Genomic DNA, 16,032 nt, shown 5'->3' on the forward strand with positions numbered 1-16,032 from the left:
GCGTTCGATTCGGTTCCGGCCGTCCGCGGCCGGGGTGGCGTTCGGCCTCCCTCAGCATGCTCATGGAATGCGCAATCGCCCGCAGCGTTCCATCGAGAAGCACAAAAGGTTGATATCACCATATTTAAGACGGCGCTACCGCCGTCCGAACAGCCGCTCGATATCCGCCAGCTTGAGCTCGACATAGGTCGGCCGTCCGTGATTGCACTGGCCGGAATTGGGCGTGATTTCCATCTCGCGCAGCAGCGCGTCCATTTCCTCGGGGCGCATGCGCCGGCCGGCGCGGACGGAGTTGTGGCAGGCCATCGTCGCCAGCACATGGTCGAGCCGTCTTTCAAGCGAACCGGCCGTGCCGTGCTCGGCCAGCGCATCGGCGACATCGCGGACGAGGCGCTGGAGGTTGCCGCCGGCGAGCTGGCTGGGAGCCTCGCGGACCAGCACCGCGCCGGGGCCGAAGGGCTCGATGACGAGGCCGAGGCCTTCGAGCTCGCCAGCCGCCGTGTTGAGGCGGTCGGCATCGACCGGGTCGAGCTCGACCACCTCCGGCAGCAGCAGGGGCTGGCGGGCGATGCCGGAGCGGGCGCGCTCGGCCTTGAGCCGCTCATAGACCAGCCGCTCATGGGCCGCGTGCTGGTCGACGATGACGACGCCCTCGCGCGTCTGGGCGACGATATAGGTCTCGTGAAGCTGGGCCCGCGCCGCTCCGAGCGGCCGTTCGAGCGCATCCGCCGAGGGCTCGGCCAGATGGGCGCGGGCATCGGCCGAGGCCGCGGCGAAATCGGCGAAGCCGGCTTGCGGGGCTGAAAACGATGTCGGCTGCGGCGCGCTCCAGCCGGATGTCTCCGGGAAGGCCGGGCGCGGGATGGCGTTACCGCTGCCACCCATCGAGAGCACCGCGCGGAAAGCATCGAGCGTGCGGGCGCCGCCGGTCGTGGTGGCGCGGTGGCCGGCGGCGGCGAGCGCGGCCTTCAGCCCGGAAACGACGAGGCCGCGCACCAGAGCGGGATCGCGGAAGCGCACCTCGGTCTTGGCCGGGTGGACGTTGACGTCGACCGAGCGCGGATCGCAGCCGATATCGAGGAAGAGCACCGGGTGACGGTCGGCGGGGACGACGTCGGCATAGGCGCCGCGCACCGCCGAGAGCAGGAGCTTGTCGCGCACCGGCCGGCCGTTGACGGAGAGATGCACGCCGGCCGAGGTGCCGCGGTGGAAGGTCGGCAAGCCGGCGAAGCCGCTGATGCCGAAGCCTTCGCGCTCGGCTTCGATGCGCAAGGCGTTTTCCGGAAAGTCGCGGCCGAGCGCGCGGCCGAGGCGGCGCAGCAAACCCTCCTCGCCGATGGCTTCCGCCGGCCAGTCGAAATTCCCGGCATGCTCGCCTTCGAGCGAGAAGCGGATCTCGGGATGGGCGATGGCGAGGCGCCGCAGCATCTCGGAGACGGCCTGCGCCTCGGCCCGGTCGCTCTTCAGGAATTTGAGCCGTGCGGGTGTGAAGATGAAGAGGTCGCTGACCTCGATGCGCGTGCCGGGCGCGGCCGCGACGGGGCGAACCACGCCTTTCTCGCCGGCCTCGACGACGAGGCCCGAGCCTTGCGGGGCATCGTGGCGGCGGGTCGCGATGGAGAGCCGCGCGACCGAGCCGATCGAGGGCAAGGCCTCGCCCCGGAAGCCAAGCGAGCGAATCGCGAAGAGGTCGCCATCCGGCAGTTTCGAGGTGGCGTGGCGCTCGACGGCCAGCGCGAGGTCGTCGGGCGTCATGCCGGCGCCGTCATCGACGACGCGGATCAATTCGCGCCCGCCGCCAGCGATGGTGACGGCGACCGAGCGCGCGCCGGCGTCGATGGCGTTTTCGACCAGCTCCTTCACGGCCGCAGCCGGGCGCTCGATCACCTCGCCGGCGGCGATGCGGTCGACGAGAACAGGCTCGAGGCGGCGAACGGTCATGATTTGCAGGCGATTCCAGCTCTGCCGCAGTCTAGCGCCGAACGGACCGCTCAGGCGAGCCCGACCGGCCGCCCGACCGCCTGGACCAGCAGATCCGGATGGCCGAACAGGCGCTGCGCCACCCGCTTCACATCGGCGAGGGTGACGGCGGCGAAGCGCTCGTTGCGGGTCGCGAGGAATTCCGGCGTGTCGCCGCGCAGGGCCAGATTCAGCAACTCGCCGGCGATCTTGGGCGAGGTGTCGAAGCGCAGCGGATAGGAGCCGATGATGTAGCGCTTGGCCTCCTCGACCTCGTGCTCCGTCGGTCCTTCGGTCGCGAGCTTCAGCATCTCCTCGCGGATCACGGTCATCGACTCGGCCGCACGGTCGTTGCGGGTCGCGGTGCCGCCGACCAGCATGGCGCTCTCGCGCAGCGGCAGAAGGCTCGAGGAGACGCCATAGGCGAGGCCACGCTTCTCGCGCACCTCCATGAACAGGCGCGAGGTGAAGGCCGAGCCGCCGAGGATGTGGTTGAGCACGCTCGCGGGGACGAAGTCGGGATCGTGCCACATCAGGCCGGGTCCGACGAAGCGCAGCACGGTCTGCGGCACGTCGAGGTCGATGACATGGGTCTGGCCAAGGCCCTGGATCGGCAGCGGCTGCGCGATCTCCGGGCGCGGCTCGCCCTTCGGCAGCGCACCGAACAGCGCGTCGAGCCGCCCGGCAAGCTCATCGGCGCCGATATCGCCGACGACGACGATCCTGAGCCCGCTCCGGTCGAGCAGCGTCGGGGTCAGGGCATGCAGCGCCGGGGCCTCCAGCCGCGAGACGCTGTCGATGTCGCCCTTCTCCGGGCGGCCATAGGCATGGCCGGGGAAGGCCGCCGCATAGAGCGCGTTGCGGCAGAGCGATTCCGGATTCTGCGCCTGGCGCTGCAGGCCGGCGATGACCTGCGCCTTGACGCGAGCGACCGCGTCGGGATCGAAGCGTGGCTTGTTGAGCGCGAGGCCGAGCAGCTCGAAGGCGGTCTCGCGATGGCTGGAGAGCGTCTGGAGATAGCCGTGGAAATCGTCGCGGCGGGCGTCGAAGCCGAGATTGATCGCATGATCGGCCATACGGCCCTGGAAGGCCTCGGCATCGAGATCGCCGGCGCCCTCGTCGAGCAGGCCGGAGACCAGATAGGCGCCGCCAGCGGCATCGGCCGGATCGCGCGACGAGCCGCCGTCGAAGGCGAAATCGATGGCGATGAGCGGGAGGCTGTGCTCCTCGACCAGCCAGGCTTCGACGCCGCCGGGCGAGCGCACGGTCTTGACGTCGATGGCGGGGCCGGCGGTGTTGAGCTTCGGAGTCGGAATGGGCGCGTTCATGGCGTTTCCTGTCGGCAGGGCTCAAAGCCCCACCCTTCTCGGCATCGGAGGAGCGACGTCAGGCCGGTAGCAGCAGGCCGGTGACGCTGCGGTCGGGCCTGAGATAGCGGCGCGCCGCCTCGACCACCGCCTCGCGCGGCACCGCCTCGATGCGCTGCGGCCAGGCGAGCACATCGGCGACGGTCTCGCCGACCGCCAGCGCCGAGCCGAAGATCCGGGCGAGCGAAGCCTGGTTATCGCGGGCGAAGACCGTCTCGGCGACGAGGCGCGTGCGGGCGCGGGCAAGCTCCAGCTCGCTCGGGCCGTCGGCGAGGAAGGCCGCAAGCGCGGTGTCGAGCCCGGCCTCCAGCACCGCCATCGCGACGCCCGGGCGCGGGCTCACCGAGAGCTGGAAGGCGGCGCGGTCGACCATCGAGCCCATGAAATAGGCGCTGGCGCCGGCCGCCAGCTCCTCCTCGACGCAGAGCCTGCGATAGAGCCGCGAGGTGGTGCCCCCGCCCAGGATCTCGGCGACGAGCTCGAGCGCGAAGACCTCCTCGGCATTGCCGCTGGTATAGGTCGGCGTCAGCCAGCCGCGGCGCAGGGAGGGCTGCTGCACGCGCGGATCGTTGAGCTGGACGCGGCGCGAGGCGCGCGGATCGGGCTCGATCGGGCGCTCACGCACGGGGGCAGCGCCGCGCGCGGCGATCCTGCCATAGGTCTCCTCCGCGAGGCGGCGCACCTCGGCGGAGTCGGTATCGCCGGCGACGACGAGGATCGCGTTCTCGGGCGTATAGAAGCGCTGGTAATAGGCGAAGGCGTCGTCGCGGTTCAGCCGCTCGATCTCGTGCTCCCAGCCGATGATCGGCGTGCCATAGGGATGATGGAAGAAGAGCGAGGCCGAGAATTCCTCGCCGAGCTGGGCGGCCGGGTCGGAATCGACGCGCATGCGCCGCTCCTCCAGCACCACGTCGCGCTCGGGCGCCACCACGCTTTCGTCGAAGGAGAGGCCGGTCATGCGGTCGGCCTCGTAATCCATCATCGCGCGCAGATGCTCCTTCGGCACGCGCTGGAAATAGGCGGTGTAGTCGTAGGAGGTGAAGGCGTTCTCCTGGCCGCCGAAGCCGGCGACGATCTTGGAGAACTCGCCCGCCGGCCAGCGCTCAGTGCCCTTGAACATCAGATGCTCGAGGAAATGCGCGATGCCGGACTTGCCCGCCGGATCATCGGCCGAGCCGTTGCGGTACCAGACCATATGCGTGATCACCGGCGCGCGCCGATCCGTCACGACCACGACATCGAGACCGTTGCCGAGCCGGAAGGATTCGACGGGCTCGGCCAGCCCGGGCTGGCGCGCATGAATATTCACCGGATGCCGTCTCCCCACTCGGACAGAAAAGGGCGGGCACGATGCGCCCGCCCTGAAAGGAACTTGGTCAGGCGATGCGGTTTCGGCAAGGGGTCCCCTGCCGATCCCGCAACTCAGCCTATTCGGGCTGGATTTGCATCACCGGGCCCTGGCCGGTCACGAATTCGCGCTGGCCGACGGCCTGCTTGTCCTCGACCGGGCCACCGCGGCCGGGGCCGAGCACGGCGGTATCGGCAGGCCGGCGATACCCCATCGGCGGCTCGATGAGCGTGGTGCGCTGCGGCTCGCTGCCATAGGTGAGGTTGTCCTCGGCCGCCTGGTCGCGCCGCGCGGCAACCTCCTTGCCGACCCGGATCGGCTTGATCTGGTTGTCGTAGTTGCTGTTGTCCCCCTCACGGATCTCCGGCTGCTGCGGCCCGCGCGCCGAGGTGCGGCCCTTGCGCAGTTCTTCCTGCGACAGCATCGGGTTGTTGCGCGCCTTCTCGGTCAGCACATAGGGGGTGACGTTCTTCGCGTTCCTGCGGCGCTCGACATCGGGATCGGTCGGCCAGGCAGCGTTGCGGGCGCTCCCGGCGTCCTGCGGCCGCGGCAAGGCGGAGTTCGGCGGCACCACGAGCGGGGCGCGCTCGCGATAGTCGATGTCGTCGCCCGGCCCCTTGCCGCCGACGACACCTTCCAGCAGGTTCTTGAACAGCATGCCTTCCTGAGCGAGGGCAGGCTGGGCCGCAAGCACAAGCCCGCCGGCGAGCAGCAGATGCGTCACGCGGATGCGTTGCGCCATGTCATATCTCCCTTTGGACAATCTCACCTTCGCCTCAACCACAGACGAACGGCGAAAGGATGGCGAAATCGTCGTCAAGCCGTCTTTTCCCCAGCCGGCCGGAAGGACTCATACAGGAGACCCAGCACGCCGACAACGATCGCGACATCGGCGATGTTGAAGATATACCAGCTGAAATTGCCCCAGTGGAGATGGACGAAATCGACGACCGCCCCGTACCAGGCCCGGTCGAGCCCGTTGCCGAGCGCGCCGCCGATGATCAGCGCCAGGCTGAAGACGGTGAAGCGGCTTTCAGTCCGCCACATCCAGCGCCAGAGCCAGATCGCGGCGACGAAGGAGATCGCCACCAGGAGCCAGCGTCCGAGATCCGTGCCCTGCTGGAAGAGCCCGTAGGAGATGCCGCGGTTCCAGGCGAGCACGATCGTCAGGAACGGGGCGAGGTCGAACGGGCCGTTCTCCGCCAGCCCGACGCCGTAGAGCAGCCAGCATTTCAGGAGCTGATCCGAAATGAAGATGATCAGGACCGTGAGCAGGCCGAGGCGGCGGGCGGACGTCATCAGGCGCGCACCCCGAGTTCCTTGAGCGCCTTGGCGTCGCGCGGCGTCACCTCAGGATAGGCCGGATCGGCCGTCGCGGGATCGAAATACTTCCAGGAGCGGGCGCATTTGATGCCCTCGGCGCGATGCGGCACGACCGCGACGCCCGGCACCTCGGCGAGACGGAAGGCCTCCGCCGGCCCCTCCCCGCTCTCGATGCGGATGTCCGAGGTGATGCTGACTTCGGCGAGGTCGACGCCGGAGAGCGCCGCATAGAGATCGGCATCCGCAACGAAGACCTGAGGCGCGGCCTCGAGCGAGGAGCCGATGCGCTTGGCGGCGCGCTCCAGCTCCAGCGCGCCGGTGACGACGCGGCGGACGCGGCGGATCTTGGACCAGCGCTCGGCGAGCTCAGGATCGAGCCAGCCCGCCGGCGCCTCGGCGAAGAGCTCCAGATGCACCGAGCCGTCCTGCGCCTTGGTGTCGGGATAGCGCTCAAGCCAGGCTTCCTCGGCGGTGAAGACCAGGATCGGCGCGAGCCAGGTCGTCAGGCAGCGGAAAAGATGGTCGACCACGGTCAGCGCGCTGCGGCGGACATGGCTCGACCGGGGATCGCAGTAGAGCGCGTCCTTGCGCACGTCGAAATAGAAGGCCGAGAGCTCGGTGTTCATGAACTGCGAGAGCAGGAACACGACCTTCTTGTAGTCGTAGGTGCGATAGGCTTCCTCGACCTGCGGGCCGAGCTCGGCGAGCCTGTGCAGCATCAGCCGCTCCAGCTCCGGCATGGTCTGCGGCTCGACGACGCGGATCTCCTCGCTGAAATGGGCGAGCGTGCCGAGCATCCAGCGCATGGTGTTGCGCAGCTTGCGATAGGTCTCGACGAAGGTCTTGAGGATCTCCTTGCCGATGCGCAGATCGTCGGAATAATCGGCCGCCGCGACCCACAGGCGCAGGATGTCGGCGCCGGAGTCCTTGATGATGTCCTGCGGCGCGGTGACGTTGCCCTTCGACTTCGACATCTTCTCGCCCTTCTCGTCCAGGCAGAAGCCATGGGTGAGGACGATGTCGAAGGGCGCGCGGCCGCGCGTGCCGCAGCTTTCCAGCAGGCTCGAATGGAACCAGCCGCGATGCTGGTCGGAGCCTTCGAGATACATCACCCGGTCCTTGCCGCCATCGACGATGCGATGGGTCTTGAGGTCGGCGCGCTTCTCCAGGGTGAAGGCATGGGTCGAGCCGGAATCGAACCAGACGTCGAGCACGTCGGTGACGCGCTCGTATTTCGCCGGGTCATAGCCGAAGGGCTTGAGGAAGCGGGCGCCGTCCGTGTCGGTGAACCAGGCGTCGGCGCCCTCGGCCTCGAAGGCCTCGGCGATGGCGGCGTTGACGGCCGGATCGACAAGGATGTCCTTGCTCTCCTTCTCGACGAAGACGGTGATCGGCACGCCCCAGGCGCGCTGGCGCGAAACCACCCAGTCAGGCCGGTTGGCGATCATGCCGTTGATGCGGTTCTCGCCGGCGGCGGGCACCCATTCGGTCTGCTTGATCGCCTTCAGCGCGCGGTTGCGCAGCGTGTCGGCATTGCCGCCGGCAACCGGCTTCGGATCGGCCGCGTCCGGCGCGCCGGCCTCGCCGATCGGCTTGTCCATGGCGATGAACCATTGCGGCGTGTTGCGGAAGATGACCGGCTTCTTCGAGCGCCAGCTATGCGGATACTGATGCTTCAGGCGGCCGCGCGCGATGATGTTGCCGGCCTCGACCAGCGCCTTGATGACGACGTCGTTGGCGTTGCCCTTCTCGCCCTTGTCGGTGATGACCTGCGCGCCCTCGAAGCCCGGAGCCTCCTTGGTGAAACGGCCATCGGCGTCGACGGTGTAGGGGATGCGGGTCTCGATGCCGCGCTCGTGAAGCTGGCGGCCATTCGCGGTCCAGACGTCGAAGTCCTCGCGGCCATGGCCCGGCGCGGTGTGGACGAAGCCCGTGCCGGCGTCGTCGGTGACGTGGTCGCCATCCAGGAGCGGGACATCGAAATCATAGCCGTGACCGCGCAGGGGATGGGCGGCGGTCAGACCGGCAAGCTGCTCGGCCGGGACATCCGCGACCAGCTCGAACGCCTCGACCTTGGCCGCCTTGAAGACGCTCTCGGCCAGGTTCTTGGCGAGGATGTAGGTCGCGCCGACCTTCGCCCAATTGTTCTCGGCAGCCGCCGTGACCTTGTAGAGACCATAGGCGACCTTGTGGTGATAGGCGATCGCGCGGTTGCCGGGGATCGTCCAGGGCGTGGTCGTCCAGATGACAATCGCGGCGCCGGCAAGCGGCGCCGGCGCGTTCAGCACCGGAAAGGCCGCATAGACCGTATCGCTCGTATGCTCCTCATACTCGACCTCGGCCTCGGCGAGCGCGGTCTTCTCGACCACCGACCACATCACCGGCTTGGAGCCGCGATAGAGCTGGCCGGTCTCGGCGAATTTCATGATCTCGCGGGCGATCTGCGCCTCGGCCGGATAGGCCATCGTCAGATAGGGGTTGGCCCAGTCGCCCTCGACGCCGAGGCGCTTGAATTCCTCGCGCTGGATATCGACCCATTTCTCGGCGAAGGCACGGCATTCCTTGCGGAACTCGACGACATCAACGTCGTCCTTGTTCAGGCCCTTGGCGCGGTACTGCTCCTCGATCTTCCACTCGATCGGCAGGCCGTGGCAGTCCCAGCCCGGCACGTAGTTGGAATCGTGGCCGAGCATCTGCTGCGAGCGGGTGACGAGGTCCTTCAGGACCTTGTTGAGCACGTGCCCGATATGGATGTTGCCGTTGGCATAGGGCGGCCCGTCGTGGAGCACGAATCTGTCGCGCCCCTGCCCGGCTTCGCGCAGCTTGCGATAGAGATCGATCCTCGCCCAGCGGGAGAGCAGCTCCGGCTCGCGCTGCGGCAGGCCCGCACGCATCGGGAACTCGGTCTGGGGCAGGAACAGCGTCTGCGAATAATCGACGCTTGCGGCAGGCTGGGCGGTCTTCGTCTGTTCGGTCATGTTCCGGCTCGGGCCATCGGGACGGCGGGCCCTTCATCGGGCTCCGGCGCATCCTCGTTTGAAACGGGAAAAGCGGTCTTCAACCCGGACTGCGCAAGCGCCCGCGCCTTGGTTCAGCGCGAGGCGGCAGCCGGGCCCGTAATTCGCCGGGACAAATCGATCGACAGGGCGCGTTCAGCGAGCATGGGGGGCTTCTAGCAGGCGGGGCTTACGGAAGGAAGGGCGGCGTTTTCGCCAAGATGTCGCGTGCGCGGGCGCTGTCGGCGTCCATCTGCGCGATCAGGGCCTCGAGTGAGTCGAATTTCGCTTCGCCGCGCAGCCAGTCGACGAAGGCGACATCGACCTGGCGGCCGTAGAGATCGCCCGAGAAATCGAAGACGAAGGTCTCCAGCCGCGGCGCACCGTCGTCGAAGGTCGGGCGGCGGCCGAAGCTCGCGACGCCGTCATGCCAGATGCCGTCGATCCTCATCCGCACCGCGTAGATGCCGTGGCGGAGCTTGCAATCGCGGGCCAGATGCATGTTGGCGGTGGGGTAGCCGAGGTCGCGGCCGCGCTTGTCGCCATGGGAGACGAGGCCGCGCACGAACCAGGGATGGCCGAGGAATTCGGCGGCACGGGCGACATCGCCCTCCTCGAGCGCCACGCGGATCAGGGTCGAGGAGACGGGCTCGCCGTGCCAGGAATAGGGCGGGACGACCGTGACGGGGATGCCGGCGGCGAGTCCATGGGCCTGCAGCATCTCGGGCGAGCCGGTGCGGCCCTTGCCGAAATGGAAATCATAGCCGCAGACGAGGCCGGCAGCGCCGAGCCTGCCGACGAGCAGCTCATCGACGAAGCGCTCGGCCGGGATCGCCGCCGTCTCGAGATCGAAGGGCAGGACGAAGGTCCGGGGAAGGCCGATCGCGGCGAGCAACTCGACCTTGAGCTGCGGCGGCGTCAGGCGGAAGACCGGCTGGTCCGGCCGGAAGACGCTGCGCGGATGAGGCTCGAAGGTGAAGGCCGCCGGCCGCGTGCCAAGGCCGTGTGCCATCGCGGCGGCGGTGCGCCCGAGTTCGGCATGGCCGCGATGCACGCCGTCGAAATTGCCCAGCGCGAGCACGGCGCCACGCAGGCTGCCGGGGAGCTGCTTGTCGAGGTCGAGGACCAGAGCCGCCGGCTCGTCGCGCGGCGCCGCCTCGGTTTCAGTTGTCATCGATCGCAAAAATCCAGCACCCGGCCGTAGCCGCGTCGTCACCGTCTTTGCGGCCAAGCCCGGTGGGCGTCAAGCGCGCGAACGAGATGTCGCCATGCCGGCAAGTCGCCCCGCAGGTCGTCGCCGCAGCTGCCGGCCGCCGCTCCCGTCAGCGCCTCGGCGTCGGCGGCATGGCCACCCAGGCCTCGCCTTCCATGACGGGCTTGCCGTCGACGAGGCACTCGCAGAACAGCCGGGCCCGGCGGCGCTCGGAGACAAGCTCGACCACCTCGACGCGGGCGGTCACCACATCGCCGATCCGCACCGGAGACAGGAAGGTCAGGGTCTGGGACAGATAGACCGCGCCCGGCCCCGGCAGCCGGGTTCCGAGCAAGGCCGAGATCAGGCTCGCGGTCAGCATGCCATGGGCGATGCGCTGGCCGAATTTGGTGCTGGCGGCGAATTGCTCGCAGAGATGGATCGGGTTGGCGTCGCCGGAAAGCTCCGCGAACAGCGCGATGTCGCGCTCCATCACGGTCCGCATCAGGCTTTCGCTCTGGCCGACCGCCAAATCCTCGAAGGCATGGACGGTGTAGAGCCCGCCCGGCACCGGCTGTACTGTCATGAGCTTTGTGCGACGCGGCGCAATCGCCGCCCCTTTCCCTGTGCGAGTGCTAACCATCTCGCACTCGCAGCATTGCGGCAATTGGACTTTGGTGCCGGCTCCGCCGCCTCAAAAATGCCGGGTTGTCTGAGATCGGATTAACCGCTTCGCAACGCGCCCCGGCTATCACCGCTGAAACAGAGGCTGTCTTCCCAAGGCAGCGCGTCGCCGGTATGTCCCGGCACGAAACCACTGTGCCGGAGCATTGCAATGGCGCTCGACCCGTCCATGCCGATCCTGGTCGTCGACGATTATCAGACCATGATCCGTATCATCCGCAACCTGCTGAAGCAGCTCGGCTTCGAGAATGTCGACGACGCCTCGGACGGCTCGGCCGCCATCGCGAAGATGCGGGACAAGCAATACGGGCTCGTCATCTCGGACTGGAACATGGAGCCGATGGGCGGCTTCGAGCTGCTGCAGCGCGTGCGCGAGGAGGCGAAGCTGGCGGAGACGCCCTTCATCATCGTCACCGCCGAATCGAAGACCGAAAACGTCATCGCCGCCAAGAAGGCCGGCGTCAGCAACTACATCGTCAAGCCGTTCAACGCCCAGACGCTGAAGACGAAGATCGAGTCCGTCTGCTCGGCGGCCTGACCCCCCGGTCTCTCGCGGCCCAGGCACGATGCAGGGGCCGACCGCCCGAAGCTTCGCTTCGCCTGGGAATGACGGCCCGTTTCACCATACCAGGTGCGGAATGGCGTAGTCGGGCCGGTGCGTCTGCCGGCCGAACCAGCCGTGACGCTCCTCCCACGAAACCTGCATCAGATCCTGCGCATGGATGCCGGCCAGCACCATGATGCCGGCGGCGCCAAACGCGGCCGCTCCCGCGATATCGGTGCGGATCGCATCGCCGATGGCGCAGATCCGGTCGCGGGCGACGGCCCCGCCGCGCTTCTCCTCGGCGAGCCCGAGCGCGACCTCGTAGATCGGCCTATGCGGCTTGCCGGCATAGGTCACCGTGCCGCCGATCTCCTCATAGGCGAGCGCGACCGCGCCCGCGCAGGGGACGATATGGCCGCCGCGCTCGACGACCAGATCGGGATTGGCGCAGATCATGGGAAGATCGCGCGCCGCGAAACCCGCGAGCAGGTCGGCATAGGTCGCAGGCGTGTCGGCCTCGTCGTCGAAGAGGCCGGTGCAGAGCACATAGGAAGCCTGGTCGGGCCCGGTCTCCGGCGCATCGAGCCCCGCGATCAGCGGCAGGTCGCGGTCGGGCCCGAGCCGGAACATCGGCTGGCCGGCGCGCGCGCCGATCAGCGCGCGGCAGACATCGCCCGAGGTGACGATCGCATCCCAGGCGGCGCGCGGCACGCCGAAGCCGTCGAGCTGGCGGATGATCGCATCCCGCGGGCGCGGCGCATTGGTGATGAGGACGACGCTGGTGCCGCGTTCGCGCATCCGCGTCAGGGCCTCGATCGCGTCCGGAAAGGCGGCGACGCCGTTATGGACGACGCCCCAGACATCGCAGAAGCAGAGATCGAAACGATCGGCGATCTCGGAAAACCCCGAAAGGGCGGCAACCGGTTCGGAGCCCGTCATCGGCACAGTCATTCTCCTACGGATGAGGCGAGGTAGCGGCGCGCCACGCTCTAGACGGTATTCGCGCGAGGTGGAACCCTGCGTCCGCCATTCTTCGCGGTGCGTGGTGGCTCAGGCGCTGGCGCGGCGCAGCACGGCGCGGAAGGGCAGCCGCTCAGGCCGCCGCGGCGCGTCCTCGGCCGGTGCGGCGGCAGGCTGCGGATAGCCCAGCACCTCGGCGGAGGGCCGAGGCGGCGGCGGCGGCGCGGGTTCGGTCCGGGCAGCGGCTGCGGATTCGGGCGCAGGCTCGGCAAAGACCTCCGGCTTCACCGGGCGCGGCGGCGAAAAGGCATTGCCCTGCCCCATCGCGATGCCGAGCTCGATCATGTCCGCCGCCATCGGATTGTCCTCGACGGTTTCCGCGACCAGCGTGATCGAGGCACGGGCGAGCATGGCGGCGAGATCGCCGGCCGCGATGTCGCTCGCGACGCGCCCTTCGGCATGAGCCTGGAGGAGTGCCGCCCTGACCTTGATGAAACGCACGCCGCGATCGAACAGGGCCTGCGGATCGAAGCGCAGATCCGCGACCTGATCGAGCGCGAAGCGCACGCCGCTGGCCGACATCGCTCCGAGCAGGCCAAGGCTCGTCGGATCGAGCGCGCGGAAGACCGCCTGCGGCATCTCGATGACGAGGCGGCTGCTGTGCTCGCGATATTTGTCGAGGATGCGGGTCAACGCCGCAAGCGCCCGCGAAGCCCCCCAGGTCGCGGAGCTGAAGTTGCAGGTCACGAAGATGTCGCCGTCCCTCGAAGCGAGGTGACGGGCGATCGCCAGGGCTCGCGTGAGGACGAGCGCGTCCAGCGTCGGCCCGAAGCCGCGCTCCTCGACGATCTCCAGGAATTCATGCGGCAGCAGCAGCGTGTTCTCGTCGATGCGCAGGCCGACCACCGCCTCATAGCCACGGGTCCGGCGCTGCGGCAGCGAGACGATCGGCTGCAGATGCACCTCGATCCGCCCCTCGCGCAGGGCGGCGCTGATGATGCCCGCGCGCTCCGCCTCGGCCTCCTCCTGCGCGGCCCTGGCCGCCGCGGCACGCTCCGCTGCCAGCTTTTCGGCGTGCTCGCGCCGCGCGGCCTCGGGGTCGAGGCGGACCTCGGGCGCGGTGGACCTGGCCGGCGCCGGTGCCTGCACGGGCGCCGCCGGCAGCTTCGCGAGCTTGTCGTCATGGTCGGCGAGCGTCGTCGCGACCTGGTGAATGAGATCGCCGAGCAGGCCGACCTCGGCGGTCAGCTCGTTGATGGCAGCGCGGGCCGGTGCGGCATCGACGTCGCGCATGGGCATCTGCTCGACACGCTGGGACAGCGCATCGATCCGGATGGCGTTGGTCGCGAGCCGGACCTTGACCTCGCCGAGCCCGGCCAGAAGCAATTCGCGCTGGCCCAGATTGCGTCGTTCCAGGGCCCAGAGGCTCGTCGCCAGCCCCGCACCGGCTGCGATCAGGCCCAATGCCGGCCCCAATGCTCCCGGCATCAGGATGGCGACGATGGCGCCAGCCGAAACACCGGTCACGGCACCGGCGAGGGGATGCAGGGCTTTCAGGCGCACAGGAGCCAAGGCAGCGCTCGCGCGTCGAGGGGTTGATCGGGGGTGGAAACGAATCACAACGCTGCGCGGTAGAGTACCTTCCGACAGGCGGACACGCGAGCGATACCGCTCGATTCATCGCCTCTCGCCCGGATTTCGCTCGAAAATGCTCTAGCGCCCGGCGATGCCGAGATCGCCGACGATCCGCTGTGTCACGTCCTCGCTGAAGCCCCTGCGCGCCAGATAAAGGCGAGGATCGCTTCCGAAGAGCGGAGAGCGCCTCGCAAGTTCGCTCAGGGCGAAGTCGCGCCGCGTGGAATCGCCACTCATGCTCGCCTGCAAAGCCTGCCCCAGCAAGCTGAACGGTGTGCCATCCGCTTCCAGAACCGCCGAATAGGTTTCCGACAGGCGCCTGGCGCCGGTCAGATAGGCCGCCAGGAAAGCGTAGAAATCATACCAGGGGGGACGCCCGGCGCTGATCTCAATGGCGCGCTCCAACAAGGGCAGGCCCTCGGCGGGACGGTTGAGACGGACATAGAGCGAGCCGAGAGTGGCCATGATGTCGGGATCGTAGGGATTCCGGTTCACGGCCTCGCGGCCGGCCCTGATCGCGTCGGCGACACTGCCACGCAGGAACAGGATCTCCATCATCGCCTGCTGGGCACGGGCACCGGAGGGCGCCAGCCTGATCGCGGTCAGGGTCGCCGCCATCGCCCGGTCGAGCGAGGCACTCCGGCCGGCATCGGGCGCCGCGGCATATTCGCCGGCCATGAGCAGCGCGAACTGCGCCCAGGCGGGATAAAATCCGGGGTCCCGCTCGACCAGCTGCTCCAGGCAGGTGCGGGCCGCGACCCGCTTCTCAGGCGTCATGAAGCGGCGGTAATCGAAGGCCTGGAAGATGCACTGCATCGCCGGCGCGGATGAATTCTGCCGGAAATCGGCATGAATGACACCGAAAGGCTCGGCCAGCCGCGTTCCGACGCGCCGGGCGAGATCCACCAGATCCTGATCCTGCAACAATTCGCCGACAGGCCGGCTCGACGAGGCCGTCCAGACGATCCGGCCGTCCTTGGCGGCGCGCAGCCGGCCGAAGCCCTCCAGCGCTCCCTCGGTCGAGAGAATGCTGATCTCGAAGACGTAATCCACCCCTTCGGGCGGCGGCGCTCCGGGAGCCGGCGCCTTGATCACAAGGAGATCGTCGAAGCGCGCCGTCACGTCCACGAGCACTTCCGCGACACGGCGGACCGCCTCGGCGAGCTTGGGGTCGGTCGGCACGCGCGGGATGACGATCGCGACCGAGACGAGCTGGGCCGAGGGCGCGGTCGAACGGTCACGCGCCACCTCCGGCGGGGAGGTGTCCGCCGGGCGGCTGGTCTGCGTCACCAGATTGCTTTGCGGCGTCTCGCCGAACGGCTCCAGATACCAGACGAGAAGCGCGAGGAGCGCGCAGGCGAGCACCGCCAGGGCCACGAGGAGCCAGCGCCGGGCCGCCGCGTCCCGCTCAGCGATGTCCGCGCGCATATCCTGTCCGTCGACCGGGCCGCCCGGAGGAACGAACGGCTCCGGCCCGACGCGATCGCCCGGCTCGACAAAGGCGAAGACCGGGGCATAGCCGCCGACCGGCATGGTCATCCGCACCGGATCGTCCTGTCCCTCTCCGGCATAGTACTGAGTCAGGGCGCGGCGCAGACGGCCGGCCTCGACGCGCACGATCGGATCGGCCTGCGGATCGAAATCCGCCGGGCGACCGAGTGCCTCGACGGCAATGGTGTAGCCCTTCAGCTCGGCGCGCCGGCCTTCGACCGCCCGCTCGACGACGAAGCTCAGGAAAGCGGAGAGTTGCGGCGCGGCGCTGAAGACATCCGACGCAAGGATGCGGGCGAGGCCAGCGCGAATCGACGCGACGGCCTGCTCATCCAGCCGTTCGTTGTCCTCGACACTATCGCCCATCGGGGTCCGTTCAGTTCATGCCCCAGAGGGTAAGCTACGCTATCGACGACCTAACGTCATCCGACAAATCGGGCTGCGGCAGCCATGTCGCGGCCCGCACTCATGCCTCGCTCGGCGGCGATTTACACCCTGCATCGACCTGCTAGGTTGAACGAACGTTAATCCAC

At 68.5% G+C, this 16,032-nt stretch carries 12 protein-coding genes; 1 reads left to right on the plus strand and 11 read right to left on the minus strand.

Translation table 11 applies throughout. The features are described 5' to 3' along the window. Nucleotides 1–135: 135 nt before the first annotated feature. The 8 genes from mutL to IED13_RS13245 form a co-directional block, all read right to left on the minus strand. Nucleotides 136–1,941, minus strand: coding sequence for a DNA mismatch repair endonuclease MutL (mutL, locus tag IED13_RS13210; protein ID WP_191124436.1), 1,806 nt, complete (start codon nucleotides 1,939–1,941; stop codon nucleotides 136–138). A 50-nt stretch (nucleotides 1,942–1,991) separates the two neighbouring features. Next, on the minus strand, nucleotides 1,992–3,287 hold the full coding sequence (locus IED13_RS13215) for a M16 family metallopeptidase (protein ID WP_038360835.1): 1,296 nt from the start codon (nucleotides 3,285–3,287) through the stop codon (nucleotides 1,992–1,994). 58 nt (nucleotides 3,288–3,345) lie between these two features. Beyond that, on the minus strand, nucleotides 3,346–4,635 hold the full coding sequence (locus tag IED13_RS13220; RefSeq protein WP_260368422.1) for a M16 family metallopeptidase: 1,290 nt from the start codon (nucleotides 4,633–4,635) through the stop codon (nucleotides 3,346–3,348). A 118-nt stretch (nucleotides 4,636–4,753) separates the two neighbouring features. Beyond that, nucleotides 4,754–5,416: a hypothetical protein gene (locus tag IED13_RS13225; RefSeq protein ID WP_038360834.1), complete on the minus strand. Its 663-nt coding sequence runs from the start codon at nucleotides 5,414–5,416 to the stop codon at nucleotides 4,754–4,756. Nucleotides 5,417–5,490: 74 nt separating this feature from the next. Continuing rightward, nucleotides 5,491–5,973 (minus strand): signal peptidase II, encoded by a 483-nt coding sequence (gene lspA / locus IED13_RS13230; RefSeq protein WP_038360833.1) that lies wholly within the window; start codon nucleotides 5,971–5,973, stop codon nucleotides 5,491–5,493. After that, nucleotides 5,973–8,975: an isoleucine--tRNA ligase gene (gene ileS, locus IED13_RS13235; RefSeq protein ID WP_191124437.1), complete on the minus strand. Its 3,003-nt coding sequence runs from the start codon at nucleotides 8,973–8,975 to the stop codon at nucleotides 5,973–5,975. Before ileS ends, lspA begins: the two co-directional genes overlap by 1 nt. Nucleotides 8,976–9,183: 208 nt before the next feature. Then, nucleotides 9,184–10,167 (minus strand): bifunctional riboflavin kinase/FAD synthetase, encoded by a 984-nt coding sequence (locus IED13_RS13240; protein ID WP_191124438.1) that lies wholly within the window; start codon nucleotides 10,165–10,167, stop codon nucleotides 9,184–9,186. A 148-nt stretch (nucleotides 10,168–10,315) separates the two neighbouring features. Then, entirely contained in the window at nucleotides 10,316–10,771 is a 456-nt protein-coding gene (locus IED13_RS13245) for a MaoC family dehydratase (protein ID WP_051987672.1), read from the minus strand. Nucleotides 10,772–11,020: 249 nt separating this feature from the next. Between IED13_RS13245 and IED13_RS13250 the strand changes: the two genes are divergently transcribed. Further along, nucleotides 11,021–11,407 carry a response regulator gene (locus tag IED13_RS13250; protein WP_038360830.1) on the plus strand — a complete coding sequence of 129 codons (387 nt, stop codon included), beginning with the start codon at nucleotides 11,021–11,023 and terminating at the stop codon, nucleotides 11,405–11,407. A gap of 81 nt (nucleotides 11,408–11,488) precedes the next feature. On the opposite strand, the gene IED13_RS13255 is transcribed toward IED13_RS13250, so the two are convergent. The 3 genes from IED13_RS13255 to IED13_RS13265 all read right to left on the minus strand — a co-directional run bounded on the left by IED13_RS13255 (nucleotide 11,489) and on the right by IED13_RS13265 (nucleotide 15,865). After that, on the minus strand, nucleotides 11,489–12,352 hold the full coding sequence (locus IED13_RS13255) for a TIGR01459 family HAD-type hydrolase (RefSeq protein ID WP_112762948.1): 864 nt from the start codon (nucleotides 12,350–12,352) through the stop codon (nucleotides 11,489–11,491). A gap of 111 nt (nucleotides 12,353–12,463) precedes the next feature. After that, nucleotides 12,464–13,936, minus strand: coding sequence for an EAL domain-containing protein (locus IED13_RS13260; protein WP_260368425.1), 1,473 nt, complete (start codon nucleotides 13,934–13,936; stop codon nucleotides 12,464–12,466). 150 nt (nucleotides 13,937–14,086) lie between these two features. Beyond that, nucleotides 14,087–15,865, minus strand: a complete 1,779-nt coding sequence (locus tag IED13_RS13265) for a tetratricopeptide repeat protein (protein ID WP_191124440.1) — start codon at nucleotides 15,863–15,865, stop codon at nucleotides 14,087–14,089. Between the last annotated feature and the right edge of the window lie 167 nt (nucleotides 15,866–16,032).

Origin of the sequence: Allobosea spartocytisi (assembly GCF_014764685.1) — a bacterium.
Lineage (GTDB): Bacteria > Pseudomonadota > Alphaproteobacteria > Rhizobiales > Beijerinckiaceae > Allobosea > Allobosea spartocytisi.